Annotated in this window: 20 protein-coding genes and 2 pseudogenes; 12 read left to right on the top strand and 10 right to left on the bottom strand. The window is 68.4% G+C overall.

Features of this window, described 5'->3' with window-relative positions:
* The first annotated feature begins 1 nt into the window (after position 1).
* The gene (locus tag ACTWQO_RS21295; RefSeq protein WP_443238910.1) at positions 2-241 is read left to right on the top strand and encodes a ferredoxin; all 240 of its coding nucleotides are present in this window, start codon (positions 2-4) and stop codon (positions 239-241) included.
* A 105-nt stretch (positions 242-346) separates the two neighbouring features.
* Complete coding sequence (locus ACTWQO_RS21290; protein WP_443238909.1) at positions 347-1,543, top strand: FAD-dependent monooxygenase; 1,197 nt, start codon at positions 347-349, stop codon at positions 1,541-1,543.
* A 284-nt stretch (positions 1,544-1,827) separates the two neighbouring features.
* On the opposite strand, the pseudogene ACTWQO_RS21285 reads toward ACTWQO_RS21290, so the two are convergent.
* Positions 1,828-2,250 (bottom strand): annotated as a pseudogene (locus tag ACTWQO_RS21285) (Scr1 family TA system antitoxin-like transcriptional regulator); the annotation flags it as partial.
* A 153-nt stretch (positions 2,251-2,403) separates the two neighbouring features.
* On the opposite strand from ACTWQO_RS21285, the gene ACTWQO_RS21280 reads away from it, so the two are divergent.
* Entirely contained in the window at positions 2,404-2,802 is a 399-nt protein-coding gene (locus ACTWQO_RS21280; protein WP_443238908.1) for a hypothetical protein, read from the top strand.
* Positions 2,799-2,990: a helix-turn-helix transcriptional regulator gene (locus ACTWQO_RS21275; protein ID WP_443238907.1), complete on the top strand. Its 192-nt coding sequence runs from the start codon at positions 2,799-2,801 to the stop codon at positions 2,988-2,990. The genes ACTWQO_RS21280 and ACTWQO_RS21275 overlap by 4 nt, the downstream gene beginning before the upstream one ends.
* 242 nt (positions 2,991-3,232) lie before the next feature.
* Here ACTWQO_RS21275 and ACTWQO_RS21270 read toward each other — a convergent pair whose 3' ends face one another.
* Both ACTWQO_RS21270 and ACTWQO_RS21265 read right to left on the bottom strand, forming a co-directional pair.
* The gene (locus tag ACTWQO_RS21270; RefSeq protein WP_443238906.1) at positions 3,233-3,463 is read right to left on the bottom strand and encodes a hypothetical protein; all 231 of its coding nucleotides are present in this window, start codon (positions 3,461-3,463) and stop codon (positions 3,233-3,235) included.
* Positions 3,456-4,901, bottom strand: a complete 1,446-nt coding sequence (locus ACTWQO_RS21265; RefSeq protein WP_443238905.1) for a pyridoxal phosphate-dependent decarboxylase family protein — start codon at positions 4,899-4,901, stop codon at positions 3,456-3,458. Before ACTWQO_RS21265 ends, ACTWQO_RS21270 begins: the two co-directional genes overlap by 8 nt.
* A gap of 311 nt (positions 4,902-5,212) precedes the next feature.
* Here ACTWQO_RS21265 and ACTWQO_RS21260 point away from each other — a divergent pair, with 311 nt between their 5' ends.
* On the top strand, positions 5,213-5,833 hold the full coding sequence (locus ACTWQO_RS21260) for a TetR/AcrR family transcriptional regulator (RefSeq protein ID WP_443238904.1): 621 nt from the start codon (positions 5,213-5,215) through the stop codon (positions 5,831-5,833).
* A 349-nt stretch (positions 5,834-6,182) separates the two neighbouring features.
* Here the strand turns inward: ACTWQO_RS21260 and ACTWQO_RS21255 are convergent, their stop codons facing one another.
* Positions 6,183-6,743 carry a hypothetical protein gene (locus ACTWQO_RS21255; RefSeq protein WP_443238903.1) on the bottom strand — a complete coding sequence of 187 codons (561 nt, stop codon included), beginning with the start codon at positions 6,741-6,743 and terminating at the stop codon, positions 6,183-6,185.
* 305 nt (positions 6,744-7,048) lie between these two features.
* Complete coding sequence (locus ACTWQO_RS21250) at positions 7,049-7,768, bottom strand: TetR/AcrR family transcriptional regulator (protein WP_443238902.1); 720 nt, start codon at positions 7,766-7,768, stop codon at positions 7,049-7,051.
* A 95-nt stretch (positions 7,769-7,863) separates the two neighbouring features.
* On the opposite strand from ACTWQO_RS21250, the gene ACTWQO_RS21245 reads away from it, so the two are divergent.
* Complete coding sequence (locus ACTWQO_RS21245; protein ID WP_443238901.1) at positions 7,864-8,946, top strand: Kelch repeat-containing protein; 1,083 nt, start codon at positions 7,864-7,866, stop codon at positions 8,944-8,946.
* Between the two features lie 88 nt (positions 8,947-9,034).
* Entirely contained in the window at positions 9,035-9,244 is a 210-nt protein-coding gene (locus ACTWQO_RS21240) for a tautomerase family protein (RefSeq protein ID WP_443238900.1), read from the top strand.
* Positions 9,245-9,398: 154 nt separating this feature from the next.
* On the opposite strand, the pseudogene ACTWQO_RS21235 reads toward ACTWQO_RS21240, so the two are convergent.
* Positions 9,399-10,753 (bottom strand): annotated as a pseudogene (locus ACTWQO_RS21235) (IS701 family transposase).
* 131 nt (positions 10,754-10,884) lie between these two features.
* Positions 10,885-11,349, bottom strand: coding sequence for a MarR family winged helix-turn-helix transcriptional regulator (locus ACTWQO_RS21230; protein ID WP_443238899.1), 465 nt, complete (start codon positions 11,347-11,349; stop codon positions 10,885-10,887).
* A 134-nt stretch (positions 11,350-11,483) separates the two neighbouring features.
* Here ACTWQO_RS21230 and ACTWQO_RS21225 point away from each other — a divergent pair, with 134 nt between their 5' ends.
* From ACTWQO_RS21225 to ACTWQO_RS21205, 5 genes are all read left to right on the top strand, one after another.
* Positions 11,484-12,221 (top strand): SDR family oxidoreductase, encoded by a 738-nt coding sequence (locus ACTWQO_RS21225; RefSeq protein ID WP_443238898.1) that lies wholly within the window; start codon positions 11,484-11,486, stop codon positions 12,219-12,221.
* A gap of 83 nt (positions 12,222-12,304) precedes the next feature.
* Positions 12,305-12,691, top strand: a complete 387-nt coding sequence (locus ACTWQO_RS21220; protein ID WP_443238897.1) for a VOC family protein — start codon at positions 12,305-12,307, stop codon at positions 12,689-12,691.
* 189 nt (positions 12,692-12,880) lie between these two features.
* Complete coding sequence (locus tag ACTWQO_RS21215) at positions 12,881-13,462, top strand: SMI1/KNR4 family protein (protein ID WP_443238896.1); 582 nt, start codon at positions 12,881-12,883, stop codon at positions 13,460-13,462.
* A 205-nt stretch (positions 13,463-13,667) separates the two neighbouring features.
* Positions 13,668-13,889: a hypothetical protein gene (locus ACTWQO_RS21210; protein WP_443238895.1), complete on the top strand. Its 222-nt coding sequence runs from the start codon at positions 13,668-13,670 to the stop codon at positions 13,887-13,889.
* Between the two features lie 33 nt (positions 13,890-13,922).
* Positions 13,923-14,069 (top strand): hypothetical protein, encoded by a 147-nt coding sequence (locus ACTWQO_RS21205; RefSeq protein WP_443238894.1) that lies wholly within the window; start codon positions 13,923-13,925, stop codon positions 14,067-14,069.
* Between the two features lie 1,028 nt (positions 14,070-15,097).
* Here ACTWQO_RS21205 and ACTWQO_RS21200 read toward each other — a convergent pair.
* The 3 genes from ACTWQO_RS21200 to ACTWQO_RS21190 all read right to left on the bottom strand — a co-directional run.
* On the bottom strand, positions 15,098-15,925 hold the full coding sequence (locus tag ACTWQO_RS21200; protein ID WP_443238893.1) for a hypothetical protein: 828 nt from the start codon (positions 15,923-15,925) through the stop codon (positions 15,098-15,100).
* Entirely contained in the window at positions 15,922-18,372 is a 2,451-nt protein-coding gene (locus ACTWQO_RS21195) for a WD40 repeat domain-containing protein (protein ID WP_443238892.1), read from the bottom strand. Before ACTWQO_RS21195 ends, ACTWQO_RS21200 begins: the two co-directional genes overlap by 4 nt.
* The coding region (locus ACTWQO_RS21190; RefSeq protein WP_443238891.1) for an ATP-binding protein at positions 18,369-19,632 on the bottom strand (1,264 nt) is incomplete at its 5' end. The genes ACTWQO_RS21190 and ACTWQO_RS21195, both read right to left, overlap by 4 nt.

Genomic DNA, 19,632 nt, shown 5'->3' with positions numbered 1-19,632 from the left:
CGTGGTGAACGAGGCGGCGCTTGCCAACGAAGAAGGGTCTTTCACGGTGCACACCATCGTCGACGAAGGCAAATGCTGCGGCACCGGGCAGTGCGTGCACGCTGCACCTGACGTCTTCGACCAGCGCGAGGAGAGCAGCGCCGTGTTCCTCCTCGGCACTGCCATCGCGGCTGATCGGCTCACTGCCATGCAACAGGCGGCAGCCCTGTACCCGGCGGCCGCCATCGACATCACGGAGTGACCCCACCCCGGACCGTCGACGGGGTCATCGCGACGGACCGCACTCGCATCAATGACACCTGAGGCACGCGCTTCTTGGCGTGGCCAACCTGGGAGGAACCCACCCATGAACTACTCCGCGAACCGCAAGGTCCTCATCTCCGGTGCCAGCATCGCCGGCCCGGCCCTGGCCTACTGGCTCACCCGCTACGGCTTCGAGGTCACGGTGGTCGAGAAAGCAGCTGAAATCCGCGGCGGCGGTTACGCCATCGACATCCGGGGCACGGCTCGCGACGTCGTGGACCGTATGGGGCTGCTCCCGCAACTGCGCAAGGCCCACGTCGACACCCGGAAGATCTCCTTCGTGGACCCCGCGGGCGCCCTGATCGCCGCCATCCGCCCCGAGGCCGTCACCGGCGGGCAGGAGGGCCTGGATCTCGAAGTGCGCCGCGGTGACCTGGCGGACGCGCTCTACGCGCCGGTCCGCGACACGGTCGAGTTCCTGTTCAACGATTCCATCGCCACCCTTGAGGATCGCGGGGATCGCGTTGACGTCGCCTTCAACGGCGGCTCCCACCGCACCTTCGACCTGGTGATCGGCGCCGACGGACTGCACTCCAACACCCGCAGCCTGGTCTTCGGCCCCGAGGCGAAGTTCCACCGCTACCTCGGCTACACCTTCGCAGGCTTCACCCTGTCGAACGACCTCGGCCTCGAACACGAGGCGATGAACTGGAACACTCCGGGGCGAGCTGCGATCCTCTTCGCTCACGAGCCCAGCGATCGTCTGCACGGCTTCCTTATCTTCGCCCAGGACGAGCCGCCTTTCGACGCCTTCCGCAACCCCGAGGCGCAGCGGGACCTCGTCGCCGCCAAGTTCCCCGAGCAGACCTGGCAGATCCCCCGCCTGGTCGCCGCCATGCGCACCGCCGACGACCTGTTCTTCGACGTCGTCAGCCAGATCCACATGCCCACGTGGTCCAAGGGACGCGTCGCTCTGGTGGGCGATGCCGCCCACGCGACATCGTTCATATCCGGCCAGGGCTCCAGCGTCTCTCTCGTCGGCGCCTACATCTTGGCCGGCGAACTGGCCGGCCATGCAGACCACACCGCCGCGTTCGCGGCATACGAGCACAGGACCCGGGAGTTCGTGGAGAAGAACCAGGCACTGGCCACCACCGGCGGCACCATCGTCGCCCCACGCACCCAGGAAATGCTCGACGCGCGCAACGACGCCCTGCGCAACCCGGCCGCCCTGACCGGAGCCGAAGGCCGCGCCGCCAACACCGGCCTGGTCCTCCCCGATTACGGCCATGCCGGGTAAGAGGTCGAGCATCGTTGACAGTGAGACGACGATCAGAGCATCACGGGCTGTCGGCGGAGAGGCTTGCTGACTGGCCGGTCTCTATCCGTTCGTGGCGTCGGTCTGCTTCGAACAGCGTGCTGGATCGGGTGAGTTGGGCGACGTCGGGGCATGAAGGAAGGACCTCTTGGTAGCTCGCGGTTGTCGAGTCCAGCGAGAGGTGGAGTGGACGATCCCCAAGGCATGACCGAACGTCCTCGGCGCAGCTGTGACGGGCCGTCTGGGGCTTCCGCATGCCCGCTTGGTCAGTGCAGGGCCTCGATGGCCCTCACGATCAGGGCGCGAGCGCCTGCCCCGTACGCGGCCATACCGCGCAGCTGCTCGAACGCCTTCACATACAGGGTGATCTCCGACGGCTGAGTCACCGGCACGCGAGCCGCGAGGAGTTCGACCGAGACGAGGGACTCGTCGTACACGTGCAACAACTCCTGCGGCCACAAGGGCGCTCCCGCGTCGCTCAGGGGATGATGCCCCAGCCACACCTGCGGCAGCGCGGCAGCGGTCAGCAGGTAGCCGAGCTGCGCGGCCATCGCATCCGGATCACCCAACTGGTAGTAGAGCGACGCTTCTTCGATGACCATCACGAACCGATGCCCGGGCTCGTGGATGATCCGGGATCGTTCGAGCCGCGCGGCGACCGCGTCGGCGACGTCGTCGGGGACGTCGCGGAAGCGGGTGATCGAGGTCATCAGCCGGCCCCGTGCGGACCTTGCGGCGTATGGCTGACCAGATGACCCTTGATGTCAAGCACACTTGACATCAAGGCGCGACGCCTCGTAGCGTGTCAAGTGTCCTTGACATTGCATCGGAGGGTGACACCCGTGCAAGCGCATAACGAGTTCAAGGCGAGCGCTCGGTTCGCGCTCTGGACATTCGCCTGGGTGGCGACCGTCGCCCTGGCCAAGTTCGGCCCGCAACTCCTCTGGGATCCGCCACAGCGGGTGGCGGGCTGGGCCGCCGTCGCCGTCAATCTCGCCGTCGGCATCGGCTGGATCGTCGCCTTCACTCGCTTCCTCCGCACGATCGATGAACTGCAACGGAAGATCATGCAGGATGCGCTGGCGGTCACCCTCGGCGTGGGGTGGATCCTCGGATTCGCCTATGTCGTCACGGACCAGGCCAGCCTCGTCGCCCGCGACGTCAATATCGCCGTCCTCCCCGCGCTCATGGGAGTCGTCTTTGTGGTCGCCTTCGTCGTCGGCAAGATCCGATACCGATGAAGAACCGCATCACGGACCTGCGTGCCGAACGGGGCTGGACGCAGGCCGAGCTGGCTCAGCTCACGGGCGTGTCCAGGCAGACGATCAACTCCATCGAGACAGGGAAGTTCGACCCAAGCCTTCCCCTCGCCTTCCGTCTCGCCAAGCTCTTCGACCTGAAGATCGAAGAGCTCTTCCTCTACGAATGAACTCAATGCGTTTCTGACCAGTAAATATGCGTGGGCGGATTCATCGCCGAACATCACGGACCGTCTTGCGAGTTCCGGAAACGGAGATCCTTCGTAAAACCGGCCCGATCGCGTCACCGCTCAGTAAGCGGAAACTGAGGGAACTCGAAAACAAGCCGGCCGAAGAAGAACCTCGCGGGGATGACGAGCACCGTGGAACCCTTCGACCTCCGCAGTCAGGAATTCGGTGTTTGCCCCCCCGGCTACTCCCGGAGGGTGCCGCGCCGTACCGGGACATGCATCAGGTCGGTGCCCAGGAGCATGCGGCCGCCGTAGTCGGATCGGCGTGCGCTGTCGCGGAGCAGGCGGCCCCAGGTCGTGTCGGAGACGGCGGCCGGGTCTACGGCGGCGCCTTCGTCGGCATGCCGAACCAGCTGACCCAGCTGCCACCGTTTGCCGGTCAACTCCACGATGCCGATGGTTACGTCACCCACCGCTCTGGCGAGCGGCCTTGCGAAGCGAGTCCCACAGGGTGTCGATGTGGTCGGGCAGCGTCGTCGTCGCGCCGATTGCGACGCGAATCGCGAAGTGACCGTTGACCGATGTGTGCGTGAGGAAGGAATGCCCTTCGGCGTTGACCGCCTCCATTGCCGCCTTGGTGGCGGCGTCGTCGGGGCGACCGTCCCGGTCGACGAGGTACAGACATACGAGTGCCAGTGACGGCGGGGTGGCCAGCGCGAAGCCCGGCTCGCTCTCGATCCTGCCGGCCAAGGAGTCGGCCATGGCGACGTGGCCGCGGATGCTTTCGCGCAGGCCTTCCAGTCCCGCGCCGTGCACCACCGACCAGATCTTCAACGCACGCATACGACGGCCCAGCGGAACCTGCCAGTCGCGGTAGTCAACGACTTCGCCCGAATCCGTCGCAGCGTTACGCAGGTACTCCGGCGTGATGGACAGCGCTGTCGGCAGCGCGCCGGCATCCCTCACCCACATGAACGAGGCGTCGAAGGCGGTGTAGAACCACTTGTGCGCGTCGGTGCAGAAGGAGTCGGCAAGGTCCACGCCGTCTACGAGCCAGCGGAACTCGGGACACAACGCCGCAACTCCCGCCCACGCGGCGTCGACGTGCACCCACGCTTCGTGCTCACGCGCTGCCGCTACGACGTCTCTGACGGGGTCGATGGCACCCGTGCCGGTCGTTCCCACGGTCGGACAGACCATGACCGGCCTCTTTCCGGCGGCTGTGTCCTTGGCCAGCATGTCTGCCAGGGCATCCGCCGACATGGACAGCGTGCCCTGTGCAAAGGGGACGATCCGCAATGCTCGCGCGCCGAGGCCGGCCACACGCACGGCCTTGGCCAGTGACGAGTGGGTCTCGGCAGTGACGTACACCGTCTCGGTGCCGTCCACGCCGTGCTCGCGCCAGTCCGGGTTGCTGCGCTGCAGCGCTGCCAGCAGCGCCACCAAGGATGCCGACGAGGCCGAATCCTGCAGCGAACCGCCTCCGCCCCCGGCGAAAGTGAACTCGCGACCAAGGCCCAGCGCGTCCGCCAGGCCGTCGAGCAGGACCTGCTCGATCTCCGTCCCGGCCGGCGATGTTGACCAGAGCATTCCCTGCGCTCCGATACCGCCCGATGCGATGTCACCGAGGAGCGACAGCAGTGACGCGTTCGCTGGGAAGTAGCCGAAGAAGCCCGGGTGCTGCCAGTGGAGCGACGAGGGAACGACCACGTCGTTGAGCAGGGCGACGAGATCATCGCCCAGCGCCTGGGACGGCTGCTCAGGCAGTTCACGAGGAAGCTGAGCCTTCACGGAGCCTGGTGAGACATTCGGCTGCACGTGCAGGGAAGGGAGCGAGGCACGGTATTGGGCGACCCAGTCGACCAACTGGTGGCCCTGGCGGCGGAATTCATCTGGCTCAAGATCAGGCATGCTCTGTCCTATGAGGTGGTGAGGGTCATGACGTGGGCTGGACGAGCCGTCCGTCTACAGTTGTAGATTAATAGCTCCAACGTAGTCCCTTATGGGGTCGCTGGGAAGGGGGCGCCATGTGGACCGCTCTCACGCGACCGGGAAGGGCAGCTGTTCGCCCCCGCTCCGTGCGGCCCCTCCCGCGAGAAGGTGGCGTACGAGGTACCAGGTCACAGGACTGGGCCTGCGGTCACACGACCCCTCAGACGGCCGCGATGGTGCTGGTCATAGCCCTCAGCATTCGGGCGTTTACCCGTTGGTAAGGTGTCACCATGCCCAAGATCGTGGACCACGACGCGCGGCGCGAAGAGATCATCGAGGCTGTCTGGCGCCTTGTCGCGCGGCGAGGATTCGCGGCGCTGAACATGCGGGATCTCGCCGCCGAAGCGGGGTTCACCAACGGTGCGCTCGCACGATACTTTCCGACCAAAGCAGCCATTCTGCGGGCCGCGCTGGAGCGCGCCAACGCAGCCACCGAGCAGCGGGCCGCCCGCACCATCGCCGGCGCCAACGGCGTGGACGCGTTCCGCAAATTCTGCATCGAGATCATGCCCCTGGACGACGAGCGTCTCAATGAGGCCCGCGTTGTCATCGGTTTCTGGAACTACGCGGTAGCCGATGAGGAACTGATCGACGTCTACGACCAGGCAATATCGCGCTGGCGCGATCAGATGCTCTCGTATCTGCGCACCGCGGCTGAAGCAGGAGAGATCAACCCGTCCTGCGATCTCGATGCGTTCTTGGACCTTGTGATGGCCACGCTGATGGGACTCCAGATCAACGCGATCTTCGCAGCTCGCCTGACCACGCCCGCCCGCCAGTTGCGGATACTCGACGGACTCATCGCGGGGTTGCAGACCGGTGAACATGGGATGCCGTCGGCCAGGGCTTGACAGAGAGGCTCGTGTGCAGGTCAAGGTGGCGCGGCTGGCAGCCGCCTCGGCCCGGAAAGCGCATCCGCGACACCATCGCCCACAGCGGAAACTGCGGCAGTCCGGAACGCCTCAGCAGATGTGCGTCAGGGGATCTGTGAGGCGGGCGACACCCTTCAAGGGGCTTTGAGCCAGGTCTGGCAGCAGCCGCACAAGCCGGGCGGTGAGAACTGCCCACTCGGCGTGGCTATCGAGCGGGCTGGTCAGCAGGTCGTGCAGAAGGAGGCGTACCCGGCCGCCGATGGTGGCAGGCTCTCGGTCCAGCCGCCTCAGCGGGGGCAGGCTGCCGGCAGTGGCGAGTCGGGCTACGTCACGGATTGCGTTCCACAGGAGTGTGACGGCTGCGTGGTCGTCGCCGGATCCCCGAAGCGCCTGGGCGGTGCGAGTCGTAGTGATGAGATTGCCGGTTACCTCGACAGGCGCGGTGGTGAAGCCGGCTACGTAGCAAGAGACGGACTGCGGAAAGGCCTTGGCGCCTCTGGGCGCGAGGCGGCGCCCAGTATGCGGGGCGGGTTGCCCAGCAGCAGCTGGCGGGGGATGTGGCTGCCGCCATCCGTTCGAAAACTGGCACGACCTCGGTGACGGTGTCATCGCCGAAGAGCAGCAGGGCGACGGTCCCGTCGTGGCCGGCGCCGTCGATACGTTGGCGGCGGTGGACGGTGAGGTCGCTCGCGAGTGCTGCGACCTTGCTGCCGAACCGGCGGTCGACGGGGAGTTGGGCGGCGTGGGGCAGCGGGAACGACGCTGGCTGGGCGGCATCCAGTGCGTCGGCAAAGATGCGCCACTTCTTGACCTCTTCCTGGGCCCTGGTCCAGGAGGCTGCGGCCAGGTCGTACTCCAGGGTCCAGTGATCGGAGACGAAGGTGCGCACGTGGCCGCTGTCCTTTCAGGAAGGCCCAACTCTCCAGCGGGAACAGGATGGCCCAAGAAGCGAACGCCGGTCGACGGAAAGGTCAGAGGAAAACCCTGGAGTCCTTCAACCCAGGCTGTAACTCGCCGGAAACAGGTCTGAATGGCCTGACCCGAAAGGGTGCCCGCGTGGGCTGGGTGAGCCTTTGAACCATCCCGAGTAACGATGCCAGAACCCGCCGGACAAGTTTGAGGCTAAGGAGGAGCATGCGAAATAGGCATCCCCGGGGAGACGGCGCATCGAGGAAGCGACGTCGGCACCGGCGGTCATGACTCCCCTTCAGAGTGCGGGTGGGTCGTCAATCTGGCCAGCAGCTCCAGAAAGATCGCCCGCTCACCGAAGGTGAAGGGTGTGTCGCCGGCCTGTGCCAGCGCCGCCAGCAGCATCTCGGCGTGGGCGGGGAGGCCGCGGGTCGCTCCCGACGACCGGGTGATCAGCGTGGCGTTGAGCGCTGCCTCTCGGTTCCGCTCGGACAGACCTCGCACACCTGGTGCGTCCGGGTCGCTGATCAGCAGGAGTGTGGTGCCGACCGTCGCGGCGTGAATGGTCTGCACGGCCTCGTCGACCGGCAGCGACAGCAGCTTCGCATCGTCGATCCGCTCAACGATGCGACGCAGGAGCTGCTCACCCTCCTTCGCCGCGGGATGCGGCCCGACGCGCGCACCGCCGTACATCAGCCCATAGAGCGCGGGGTTGCGGATGCCGAACTCGACATGGCGGTTCCAGCCGCGTCGCAGGTCCTCAACCGGGTCCGCGGACGGGCGGAGCTCGCGCTTTTCAGCGAGGTAGCGCTCGAACCCGTCGGCGGCCACGGCATCGAGCAGGCCGCGCTTGTCGCCGAAGTGGTGGTACACGGTGGGCGCGGTGACGCCGGCGGCGGTGCACACGTCCCGGATCGAGGCCGCATCGGCACCGGATTCGGCGATCAGCGTCGCCGCCGCGGCCAGGATGCGCTCACGAGCCTGGGGTTGCTGCACCTGCTCCATGTAACGCCACTATATCTGCTGTTGTCACCGTTATAGAAGTGACCTAACATCGCTATACACGTTCGTTAGTGACGTTAAAGATGGTGAGGGTCTTCATGAACCGGCGGACAGTCTTATTCCTCGGTGTCACCCTGGCGGTGGCCCCATCTGTGCAGGTGGCGCAGGCACACCCGGGTCACCCGACGCCACCCGGTGAGGTGCCGGCGGTCATCGAACCCACCTACAGCGACGGGTGGCGGCCACTGGCGCCGATTGCGAGCGGACCTCGCCAGGAGCACAGCACCGCCGCGATCGGCCCCAAGGTGTACGTCCTCGGTGGCATCGTCGCCAACCCGGCCGGTGGCGTCACCACCACCGACCGGATGGAGGTCTACGACACCCGACACGACACCTGGTCGGACGCGGCACCGCTGCCTGTGGCGATGAACCACCCCAACATGGCGGCGGTCCGCGGAAAGATCTACGTCATCGGCGGGCTGTCCGGCGGAGCATCCTGGCAGGCCCTGCGCGACAGCTTCGTCTACGACCCGCGCACGGACCGGTGGACGCCACTGCCGCCGATGCCCACGGGGACCGAGCGGGGCAGCGCCGCGGTGGGCGTACACGGCACCAAGATCTACCTCGCGGGCGGCATGCGCACACTGACGCCAGGAGCAGGCGGCCTCCAGGACACCGTCGACACAGTGTCGTCCTACGACGTCGCAACCGGACGGTGGGAAACCTTGCCGAGTCTGCCCCAAGCGCGCGACCACGTCGGTGGAGCCGTCATCGGCACAAGGTTCTACGTGCTCGGCGGCCGGGACCGGGGACAGGTGAACGTGCGGAACACCGTCTACGCACTCGACCTGCGCACCCACCGGTGGTCCGAGCGGGCACCGATGCCGACCGCCCGCGGCGGCATAGCCGCTGCCGCCGTCGGCACGAAGATCTACACCTTCGGAGGCGAGGGCAAGCACGACGGCACCAACCCGAACACCGTCTTCAGCGAGAACGAGACGTACGACACCGTCCGAGACCGCTGGCAGCAACTCGCCCCGATGCCAGTGCCACGCCACGGTACGGCCGCCGTCGCCGTGGACGGCACGATCTACATTCCCGGCGGCGGCACCGCGGCCGGTGGTGCCAGCCTCGTGGACACCAACGACGCCTACCGGCCCTCACGTTGGAAGACCCCCTGACCAGCGGCAGCACTCTCTGATCGCTGTACCGCTCACGCCATGACAGGCGCATTTCGACAACCCTCTTGTGCAACCTCTAGGAGACGACATGCCTTTCGCCAACTTCAAGGTTCCCGCAGGCTCACTGACTCCCAAGCAGAAGGAAGAGATCGTCACCCGCACGACCGACCTGTACGCCGAACTCTTCGGTGATCAGGCGCGCCCCAACACCATGGTCCTGGTCGAGGAGGTCGCAGACGGCGGCTGGGGAATTGGAGGAAACATCCTGATTCTTCCCGACGACACCGCGAGCGCATAGCGGCTTGCGCAGGAGCGGCAGTGGATCACCACTCGCCGGAGCGAACTGGACGCCCTGGCCGAACAGATGGCTGCCTCGCCGGAACCAGTCTCACGTTGACGACATCACGCCAACAAAGTCAGTAACGGTAGTTCGTTAAACCCGGCGGTAGAGATCAAGGGGTCTGTCGGCGGTGACGGCGTCGAGGAGGGCTTGGAGTTCGTGCGGCCGGGTCCTGGCCGGTCCATGCTCGCCACCAGCGGCGCAGGGTGATGGCCCGGGTGAGTCAGGATCGGACAGCGCGTAATGCCTTGGGCCAGCAGGGCAGTTGGGCTGGTGGGGCGTGGCGGTGCCCCCTCTCTGGCCGGCCGCCGGGGCAAGGGTCCGTGCGGCGGCATCCAATGGTCCGTGCGGGGCGAACCACTGGTCCCAGCAGAATGAGAAGGCGCAGTTGACCAGGGTCTGGTGGCGGCGGATGGCGTGATCGGAGCGGACCTGGAAGTCGGCCCAACCGAGTTCGTCCTTGACCTGCTTGTAGCTCTGCTCGATCCACGGCCGCAGCCCGTAGAGCCGCACGATCTCGGCGAGGTCGGCCGGCGGGTGCGGGCTGGTGCCGGCGTGCGGGCGTCGGGGTGAGGCAGGTTGGTGGCCAGGTACCAGGTCGCTTTCTCCGGCATGGTCCCCTGGGCGGTGGTGGCCACGACCAGGCGGCAGGGGCTGTCGGGGCCGTAGCAGCCCAGGTGGGCGTCGGCGGCCCACCAGGTCTCGGTGTGCCCGTCTCGAAAGTGGCGCTCGACGGGCGTCCACTCGCCGGGTCGGCCGGCATCCCGCCAGGCCAGCGCGGGGGCGGCGTCGATGGGGGTGTGCGGCTGGTCGGCCGGGGCCCAGGTACCGTTGCGCCGCTTGAGGGTCACCACGTAGGCCGGCCCGGCGTCGCACAGCGTGAAGTACCAGTCGTCGCTGACGAAGTAGGCGCAGTCGGCGACCACCGCCCGGCAGCCGAAGCCCGCCTCCTTCGCCCGTGCCGCGAGGGTGGCGGCCAGCCGTGGTTTCGTGCGGAAGGCTGGGTCGGACCGGCCGCGGGCGAAGTGGTGAGCGGGGGTGTAGGGCTGTGCGTGCAGCGGGCAGTACCTGCGGCCGTCGGTCCTCACCGTGGTCACCGTGACAATGCCGTTGTCGGTCTTGCCCAGCCGGCGCAGCCACTGCCGGCCCACATGCACCGGCGTGCGGAGCGGTCACCGTCTGCCCGCACAGCAGTTCAAGCCGTCGGTCGTTGACCTGCTCGGCGTCCCGGGCCGACTCGGTCAGGAAGAACTGCAGCCGCTGCGCTGTCGCCGTTCGCGCACCGACGACCGGCTCCGCTCCGGCCAGACAGGTGATCGTTTTGTTCCGCTCCCGCGGCGCCAGCAGCCCGGTCAGGTACTCGCGAAACCCCCGCCGCTGGGCGAGGCCAGCGAAGAGGTCGTCGAACCGGTCCGCGTACTCCCCCAACGGGCCTGGCGCGAGTGGACACCAACGGCGGGCAGTCATCTTCGGCCCCCAGCACGGCAGTTCACTCCCACCACCGCCCCACGACCGAACCACCCAGCCGTCAACCCACGCTACCGCCCAGTTTAACGAACTACCGGTAACCGCCTGAGGTATCTGTGCGGTCACGGCACCTAGCCGGATCGGGTGCCTTGGTTGTCCATGCCGCTGCGCCGGGCAATGAGTTCGTCCTCGATGCGCCGGAGGGTGGCGTTGACGATCTCGATCGTGGCGGGGTCGTCGATGATGCCCTGGAGGGTCCGGTCCCAGTTATCGCGGAGGTACTGGAGATTCTGGTGGGCCTTCTCGGTGGGGTACAGACGCACGCCTCGGGCGTTGCGGTCGTCCACGACACGGTCCACGAGACCTCGTTTCTCCAGGCCGCGCAGTACCCGGCTGAAGTTGCTCGACGGCAGCAGCGTCGCCTCCGACGCTGCCCGCGCAGAGGTGCCGGGGTTGTGGTTGATGAACCGCATGACGCTGATCTCGATCGGCGTGCACGGCTCGAAGGCGGGGTCAGCCGGGGGTCGCAGCTGCCGCCCCACGGCGAAGATCAGGTCGGCCAGCTCGTGGAGGCTGGCGGCTTTGACATCGCTCATCCCGCGAGGATACCTCCCTATCGCACGATAACTATCACTTGATAGCATCGAAGGGAGGGCACGCCACCCCGGCCCGAAGACCAGGGCCCTGCCTGCGGGCAATCACCCCCTACTCGCGAATGAGGAAACCCTTCATGGACATCAACGGAGCCGTCGTGCTCGTGACCGGAGCGTCGTCGGGCATCGGCGCGGCCACTGCACGAGCCGCCTCCCGGGCCGGCGCTCGAGTAGTGCTCATCGCCCGCCGCGAGGAGCGTATCCAGCAGCTCGCCAAAGAACTCGGCGAGTCCGTGGCCCTGGCCGTGCCGTGCGACGTGACGGACCGGACCCAGGTCGAGACCGCCGTACGAGCCGCGATCGAGGAGTTCGGGCAGATCGACGTCCTCGTGAACAACGCAGGGCAAGGACTCCAGGCCACCATCGACGCCATCGACCCCGACGACTTCCGAGCCGTCCTCGAACTCAACCTCGTCGCCCCTCTGGTCACGACACAGGCAGTCCTCCCGCACCTGCGTAAGCAGGCGGCCGGGGCCATCGTGAACGTGGGCTCCGGCATCATCTGGTCGACGCTGCCCGGGTCCGGTGCGTACTCCGCCTCCAAGGCCGCTCTCCAGAAGCTCTCGGCCATCGCCCGCGCCGAGCTCGCCGACGAAGGCATCGCCGTGTCGATGATGTTCCCCTCGATCACCGAGACCGAGTTCGTTGGAACGGTTCGCGGCAACGTCGAAGACGCACGCCAGATGGAAGCCGCCAGCGGGCTGGTGCCCCAGTCGCCCGAGGGCGCCGCCGACACGATCATCGAACTGATCAGGAGCGGCGCCGAGCAAGCCGACCTGGTCCCGGAGGAGTTCGGCGGCACGCTCAAGAGCTGACTCGCCGGGAACCGAACATGTCCCGACGCACACCATGAGGCCCGGCCAGGGCGCTGGACCTCTCACAGCCTGAAGGAGCCGAGATGGCAAACGAGTTGAACCACATCATCGTCCACTGCCGTAACCGGCGCGAGTCCGCTGCGTTCCTGGCCGACCTGATGACCGCCCCCACCCCAGTCGACTGGGGCCGGTTCACCCAAGTGAACACATCGAACAACGTCGGCATCGACTTCGCCGACGACCTGGTCCCCCCTGACCGCATCAACGAAAGCCACATCGCCTTCCTCGTGACCGACGACGAGTTCGACACGATCCTGGAGCGCCTGAAGAAGGACTCCGTCCCCTTCTGGCCGAACCCAGGCAAGTCCCGAGAAGGCGAGATCAACCACCTGTTCGGTGGTCGTGGCCTCTACACACTCGACCCCGGCGGCACGGTCCTGGCCGAGTTCATCACCACCCCCTACGGCTAAATGACGTCCCATAAGCGGATGTTGGGGGAGGCTGGAGTGCTCCCGCCCTCTGGCCGGGACGTTCTCCCTGGTCCGCGGAAAACCCTGCCCGTAACGCATAACTGCTCGGCATGCGTGGTGTCCGCGCTGCCATCCGGCAGCGCGGACACCACACCCCGACCGTCATCTCCGACGACGAAGGAGTGGAACATGTCGGTTGAAGAGTCCTGGGAGAAGATCGAACAGTGGATAGTCCGACATGCGCCGAACGAGCCTGCTTTGCCAGGGCCGTGCACTCCCGCGGACATCCAACAGCTTCATGATCAGCTCGGGGTACGCCTACCGGAGGACGTGGAACGTTCCCTGCTCCGCCACGACGGCTCCGGCACCACCACGATCATCCCTCCCGGCTTCACGCTCCTCAGCATCGAAGACATTCTTAAGAAGCGCGCATCATGGCTACGTTTCGCCATGACAGACGACAGCAACCTGAGCGAAACCGATAAACCCTTCATCGTGCCCATAGCCGCTCTGAGTAGCAACATGCTCCTTGCTGACACCAGAACGGGAAAGCTGGGCTGGTGGGACATCGAGAGCCCCTACTCGTCCGACGCGCAACTTCCCGGGGGAACTTTGTCGTCGGTTCTCGATTTCGTCGGGAACCTGCTCGCCTCGCCGCGCCCTTGGATCGCAATACTGCCGGGTGATGAGGAGTGGGAGGCCACGGACGCCCATCCGGACTTTCCCCGAACGTTGATCTGGACGCAGGACGAGCTGCCCGCGCCCCAATGAGACCTGTGGAACATGAAGTACGCAGGTCATGGGTCTGATGTGCGGGGCGGGCGGGATACTCGCGCTGGTCGTCGGCGGGTGTCCATGGTGAAGATCGTCTGACCTGGCGGCCGGGGCCGTTGCCGGGTTCTGCTGCGCCAACCGCCGTGCCACTCCTACGATCCGTGGCCGGGCCGGTGCGCCGGGAGGGCGCGGGGAGGGCGCGGTGATGCTGGAGCTGGAGCGGATCGCGGCTCGCCGGAATGAACTCGACACGCTTGCCGAGGAGTTGGCCAAGCAGCTGGCGGAGGTTCAGGCCGCGCGGGAGGAACTGATGATCGTCGAGCGGGTCCTGCGCCGGCTGCCGAACGAGACCGGGCTGCGCAGGAGGCCGCCACGGCCGTCGCCCCGACGGCGGCCCGGGTTGCGGGGCGGGCGGTCCTGCTGATCCCACACCGCAGCGAGAATCCCGACGAGCCCGGTGCAGGTCAGGGCCGTCGGCGAGGAGTTGGGCCTTGAGGTGACGGTGCGCGGGAAGCTGGAACCGCTGCGGGCGAAGATGACCAAGCTCGGCGACCGCGGCTGGCTGCACAAGCGCCCCGACGGCAGGTTCACCGCACGCTCGTAGGCGTGGGCAAGGCGGGCGGCGACGGGGCGTAACTGGCGGGCCCCCGGCGTCAGTTGAGTTTGGTGCGAAGAAAAACAACCATCCCGTTGAGGGCCCTGACGGCCTTGTCCACACTGCCCGTCTGCCGCTGTCGAGTGCCACCCTGAACTGGCTCGCCGGCCTGATACGCGGACGCCTGAAGAAGATCGGCTCGCGGTGGCGGCTCTGCCCGCGGGGAAGATCGCCACCATCGTGCTCGCGGTACAGCGCTATGACCAGCGGCCCGGCGACCTGGCCGGCGGCAACCAGATACACCGCACCACCGTGACCCGGTGGGTCAGGGAAGTCGTCGGCTCGCTGGCCGCCCCGCGCCCCGCGCCTGGACCGCGCCCCCAAAAGGATCGCCCGCAAGGGTGGCGGGGTGGTGCTGGAAGAACTACTCCGGCAAGAGCAAATGCCATGGCCTGCTCGTGATCCCGCTCACCGACGACCGCGGCCGACTGCTCTGGGGCTCGGCGACCCGGCCCGGACGGACCTCGGAGATCACCGCCTGCCGACACGACCAGCTCACCGCCACGCTGCGGGCGGCCGGCCTCGGAGCCATCGCCGACCTGGGCTTCGTCGGCCTCGACGACAGCGGTCCCGACATCGACCCAGATCACTGGCTACAAGACCGCCCGGAACCGCCCCCTGACACGAGGACAGAAACTGTCGAACACCGCACTGGCACCGGTCGAGCACGGCTTCGCCCACCTCAAGAACTGGCGCGTGCTCGGCAAGGTCCGCACCGACCCGACGCGGGCGACCGCCCTGGTCAGGTCCCTGCTCGTCCTCACGAACCGCGAATCTTCACCGAAGTCATCCGCCCACGACCAGCACGAGCACCCCGAACCCCACGCACACCAGACCCGTGACCAGCAACTTCACGATGCACGATGGCGGCGGTCAACAGAACCATGTACCCGGGCGGCGGCAACCCGATCAGCTCCTGCTTGGTCTCAGCCACCTCGCCGCCCTGGACATGCGACCCGGAAGTCACATTGACCCGCTCACCCGAGCTCGGCGATCGCCCGGGCGACGTCGGGAAGGCGGAGGTACGACGCGACGCGGTGGAAGTCGACCGAATGGATCGACGCCTCCCCGTCGGTGTCCACACCGGCGAACTTCGTCGCCAGCCACCGGGGGATCGCGACGATGTCGCCCGGATCCGCCAGGTTGACCCATCGCCGAACCCGGGGTGGCCGCTGCCCGAGGCCGTCCCGGGGCGCGGGGCACAGCCGCTCGAAAACGACGGACGGCAGGCCGAGCGGCGAGCCGAGGGTCACCAGCAGGTCGACGTCGGGTCCGGGCCGCGACCACAGTGCCTCGTACGCGATCACCGAGCCGAGCGAGTGCGCGATCACCACCCGCGGACGGTGCTCGATGATCGACTCGGCCACCGAGTCGCGTACTGAGGCCCGCCCCGGCGCGCCGGGATGGCCCAGGTAGGCGTGCACCTCGCGGCAGAACACCGCGACGAAGGCGGACATCACCGGCACCGCGACGCCACCGCGCGCCGCGAGCAGCGCGATCGCCTGCCGGAGCGGCAGCGTCAGCCGGCCCTGCCGTACGGCCGTCGCGTCGACCTCGGCGACCAGGGCGGCGAGCACGTTCAACTCGGACGGGGACAGGCCGAGGGGGTCGGTCTCGGGCCCTTGACGGCGCCGCCGGTGCAGGTGATGGGCCCAGTACGCGACCCGCACGTCGTCCGGCCGTACACCGGCGCCGCCGGCGGTGAGATGCCGTCGCCAGGTGGCCGTGAGCCGCTCGGCGGCCTCCGCGGCGGAGCGGTGCGGGTCGTGGTTCCCGACGCCGTGAACCCCCAGGATGCGCGTCACGAGCCGCCTCCCGCGACGGCACCGCCCATGTCCAGGACGGCGACCTCCTGCCCATACCCGACGGCCACCAGGCCGTCGTCGTCGATGTCGAGGCAGTGGATCCACCCGCCGGGAAGCACAGTGTCGGCGAGCCGTTCGCCGGTGAGCAGGTCGTGTACGCCGAGGTGGCCTGCCTGGGTGCCGACCACGCAGACAGCGCGGCCGTCGACCTCACCGCAGGCGAGCGCGGTCTGCGGGAACTCCGTGTCGGCGTCGTTGACGACGCGGCTGACGAGGGTGCCGGTCCTCGCCTCCCACACCGCGAGGGTGCCATTGAAGTCGGCGAACGCGACGAGCGGGACGCCCCGATGCTCGTGCACGGCGAGGCACTGCGCCGAGCTGTATCCCTCGAACGCCTGGATAACGACGTCGCGCCGGGTGCGGCTCGCGAGATCGTATAGGGCGATATGGCCCGTGGTGGGTCCGTACTCCGCCTGGACCCCGGCGAGCACAGGCGCGCCGTCCACCAACAGACCACGCCAGACCGCCCGGTGGGCGTCGCCGTCGGGCACCTTCCAGCGCAGCAGGCATTCGCCGCCCAGCAGGTCCCACATCCAGACGAGACCGCCGTCCCCCGCTCCCACGATGACCGGCCGGCCGTCGATCCAGAGCACGTCGACGGAGTGCACCCATTCCATGTCGTCACCGGGCGACCGATAGTCGGCGAGGGGCTGTCCCGACGCGAGATCGTGCAGCCGTACGCCGGCTCGGGGGCTCCCGGTCACCGCCACCTGGTGCTCGGCGATCGTGGTCACCGCGATGTCGGTTATCCGGAGGTCCCCGTGCCGCAGCCGCGCCGTCCGCGCCCCGGTACGGGCATCGCGACGGTACAGGTCGCCGAGATGGCCGCCGCTGAGCACCACCGGGTGCCCGCCGACCCGGGCCAGGGCGATGGACTCGACGCCGATCTGGTGGCCGGGAGACGGATCGGCCGGGCCTGAGTCCGACGGTGACAGGTCGGCCACCCTGAGGGCGCCGTCGTCGCACGCGGCGAGCACCAGGACGCGCCCGTCGGCCCGGGCGATCTCGAGATCGCCCACCCAGCCCTGGACGCGCCCGACGCGGAGCAGCTCGTGCGGTTCCCCACCGCCGCTCAGGTCCCGTACGGTCACGGCGCCGCTGCCGTCGCCGGCCGCGAGCACCGCGTGGCCGTCCGTCAGCGTTACCGCCAGCGCCGTGATCCCCTCGAACTGCGTCCAGGCGGGGAACCGTTCCTCACCGGTGAACACGTCCCGGATCTCGACGTTGGGGTGATGTCGCTGGCCGTTCGTGTCGGTGTGCACCTGCCGGGGACCCACGACGACGACGGGGCGGCCCTCGTGCAGGCCGAGGCGGGCGATCGCCGTGCCGGACCGGGGTGAGCACCGGTGGGCAGGGCCGATCTGGGCGCCGCTGTTCAGGTCGATGACCTGGCACGTGCTACCGGGGTCCTCGTCTCCGTATTGGCCGCTGTGGGTGGCGTAGACGAGGACGGGGTGATCGCCGATCTCTGCGATCTCCAAGGAGCAGACACGCTTCGGCGGCGCCTGGATCGCCGGGCCGACGGGCGTCCCGGTGTCGAGGTCGCGCACGAGAATCCCCGGTTCCTCGTCGACCGCGACGACCGCTCGCCCCGCCAACACCCCGGTGGCCAGGCGGGATCCCTCGCCTGTGGGGTGCTCGCGTACGATCTGCCCGGTGGCCACCGACCGTACGACCAGCCCATCCTCGGAGCGGAGGACCACGACGGCCGCGCCGTCGACCTCGGACACCGCGATCGCACCCCGGTACCGCGACACCCGTCCCGGATGCTCGCGGTCACCCGTGATCGTGATCGGCGGCAGCGTGGGCTCACCCGTGCGCAGATCGCGAAACCGGACGATCGTGTCGTAGCCCTCCCGGTCGGTGCCTGTGGTGACCACGACCTGCCGGTCACCGGTACGTGCCACCACCACCGCGTACACCCGGAAGTCACCGTCGTCGAACACGGCCCGTACGGCGGGCTTGATCTCGGAGCCGGTGGAGAACAGCGGCTCCAGCGCGAGAGCCGGCGATCCGAAGGGCCGGCTGAGGCGCCGGGCCAGCGCCTGGGCGCCGACGCGGGAGCCGCTGATGGCAAGGTACTGACGGCGCCGCTCGGGCAACGCGGACGGGAGGTCCTCCAGCGCGCTGCGGTAGACGGTCGCGGCGATGACCGCGTCCGGACTGGACGCGCCGGGCAGCGCGGGGATCAGCGTGGCGGGGTCGGCGTAGACCAGGAACTCGGGGTCGGCGAGCAGCTCGTCGAGGCGTCCGCCCTCGACCGCGTGCTGCACGGCGTGGCGCAGCAGATACGGGTCGGCCTCCGCCCAGCGACGTGACCCGTCGGGGTGGCGACCCACCTGGTCGAGCAGGATGCCGGCGAGTGCCCCGCGGTCCGTACCGCTCATGTCGCCGGCTCCGCTGCCGCGTCGGCGGGTACGGCACGGGGGTGCGCGCGCAGGTATTCGACGAGACTCTCGTGGAAGAGGCGGAACACGCTGGTTCCGCTGACGTCGGCCGACTGGCGGAGGTAGAAACGCCCATCCTCCAGGGCGCGGCGCACGTCCCGGGTCGATGGTGATCCCAGGTCCTCCGTCGCGAACAGGGGTGCGATCGCCCGAATGATCTTCGGTGGCATGCCCACGCCGCGCGCGTGCGCCAGCGCCGCCAGGACCGGACGCATCCAGGGACCGGCCTCAGGCCGGCGCAGCGTCATCTCGAGTACCTCGGGCAGCGAGGCCGGGACCTGGGCGAGCAGCCGCTCGGCCTGAGCCTCGTCGGTGACCGGGGGCAGCGTGTGAGCGACGTACTCGGCGAACAGCCGGGCAATCAGGAACCCGCCCCACCGAGGCTGGGCATCGCCGGCACGGGTCAGCGTGGCGGCGACCCCGTCCGCGATCGAGGTCACGAAGCGGTGGCCGTCCACCGAGCCGTACCCGCGGCCGGCCCGCAGGACGCGCTGGACGTAGGCGCGCAGGTTCCCAGCCAGTTCCGTGGCCGGGACCTGGTCGAGGTCCAGGATCGTGCCGCCCGCGAGGGCGACGGCTTGCCGGAGCGGCTCGAACTCCTCCCAGGGGCGCATGCCTACGATCAGCCGGCACGCTGCGGAGCCATCCGCCCTGCGTGCGCGGGTGAGCGGCACCACCAGCCGCGCGCTCAACTCCTCGGAATCGATGGCCTCGTCCAGCGAGTCGATCACGATCACCGGGGCGACGGGACGGTCGGCGACCGCCTCCAGCAGCGCCTCGGCCGACGCCGGCGCCTCCGCCGACACCGGCGCCGACTCCGGCGCGAGCTGCGTGAGCAGGGACGTCGTGATGGCGTCGACGGTCTGCTGCCGGGCGTGTACGGCGGCGAGGTGCGGCGTGGCGGCCGGCGCGGGCAAGTGGCCCCACACCTCCTCGGTCGCGTGCCGCAGCGTGGGGTGGGCCGCGCACACCAGCACCCCGAGCAGGGCCGATTTCCCCACCCCGGGGCTGCCGGTGACGATCCACGGCACCGCTGCGGCCGCTCCGTCGACCAACGCCGAAAGCGCCCGCAGCTCGCGCTCACGCCCCTGGAACAGCCCGGGCCGGCGGCCTGCTTCCCAGCGGGCAGCCGCGCGGTCACGGAAATGGCGGGGGTCGACGAGGTGGTCGACCTCGCGCGCGAACTCGGCGAGCCGGTCG

This window comes from Streptomyces sp. 4N124 (assembly GCF_052245395.1).
GTDB lineage: Bacteria > Actinomycetota > Actinomycetes > Streptomycetales > Streptomycetaceae > Streptomyces.
This window is presented reverse-complemented; position numbering and strand designations above follow the sequence as displayed.

What these genes read in the sequence shown, in the direction of transcription:
- ACTWQO_RS21290 (WP_443238909.1), top strand. Translation starts at nt 347, where the DNA reads ATGAACTACTCCGCGAACCGCAAGGTCCTCATCTCCGGTGCCAGCATC.
- ACTWQO_RS21275 (WP_443238907.1), top strand. Translation starts at nt 2,799, where the DNA reads ATGAAGAACCGCATCACGGACCTGCGTGCCGAACGGGGCTGGACGCAG.
- ACTWQO_RS21265 (WP_443238905.1), bottom strand. Translation starts at nt 4,901, where the DNA reads ATGCCTGATCTTGAGCCAGATGAATTCCGCCGCCAGGGCCACCAGTTG.
- ACTWQO_RS21260 (WP_443238904.1), top strand. Translation starts at nt 5,213, where the DNA reads ATGCCCAAGATCGTGGACCACGACGCGCGGCGCGAAGAGATCATCGAG.
- ACTWQO_RS21250 (WP_443238902.1), bottom strand. Translation starts at nt 7,768, where the DNA reads ATGGAGCAGGTGCAGCAACCCCAGGCTCGTGAGCGCATCCTGGCCGCG.
- ACTWQO_RS21245 (WP_443238901.1), top strand. Translation starts at nt 7,864, where the DNA reads ATGAACCGGCGGACAGTCTTATTCCTCGGTGTCACCCTGGCGGTGGCC.
- ACTWQO_RS21240 (WP_443238900.1), top strand. Translation starts at nt 9,035, where the DNA reads ATGCCTTTCGCCAACTTCAAGGTTCCCGCAGGCTCACTGACTCCCAAG.
- ACTWQO_RS21230 (WP_443238899.1), bottom strand. Translation starts at nt 11,349, where the DNA reads ATGAGCGATGTCAAAGCCGCCAGCCTCCACGAGCTGGCCGACCTGATC.
- ACTWQO_RS21225 (WP_443238898.1), top strand. Translation starts at nt 11,484, where the DNA reads ATGGACATCAACGGAGCCGTCGTGCTCGTGACCGGAGCGTCGTCGGGC.
- ACTWQO_RS21220 (WP_443238897.1), top strand. Translation starts at nt 12,305, where the DNA reads ATGGCAAACGAGTTGAACCACATCATCGTCCACTGCCGTAACCGGCGC.
- ACTWQO_RS21215 (WP_443238896.1), top strand. Translation starts at nt 12,881, where the DNA reads ATGTCGGTTGAAGAGTCCTGGGAGAAGATCGAACAGTGGATAGTCCGA.
- ACTWQO_RS21195 (WP_443238892.1), bottom strand. Translation starts at nt 18,372, where the DNA reads ATGAGCGGTACGGACCGCGGGGCACTCGCCGGCATCCTGCTCGACCAG.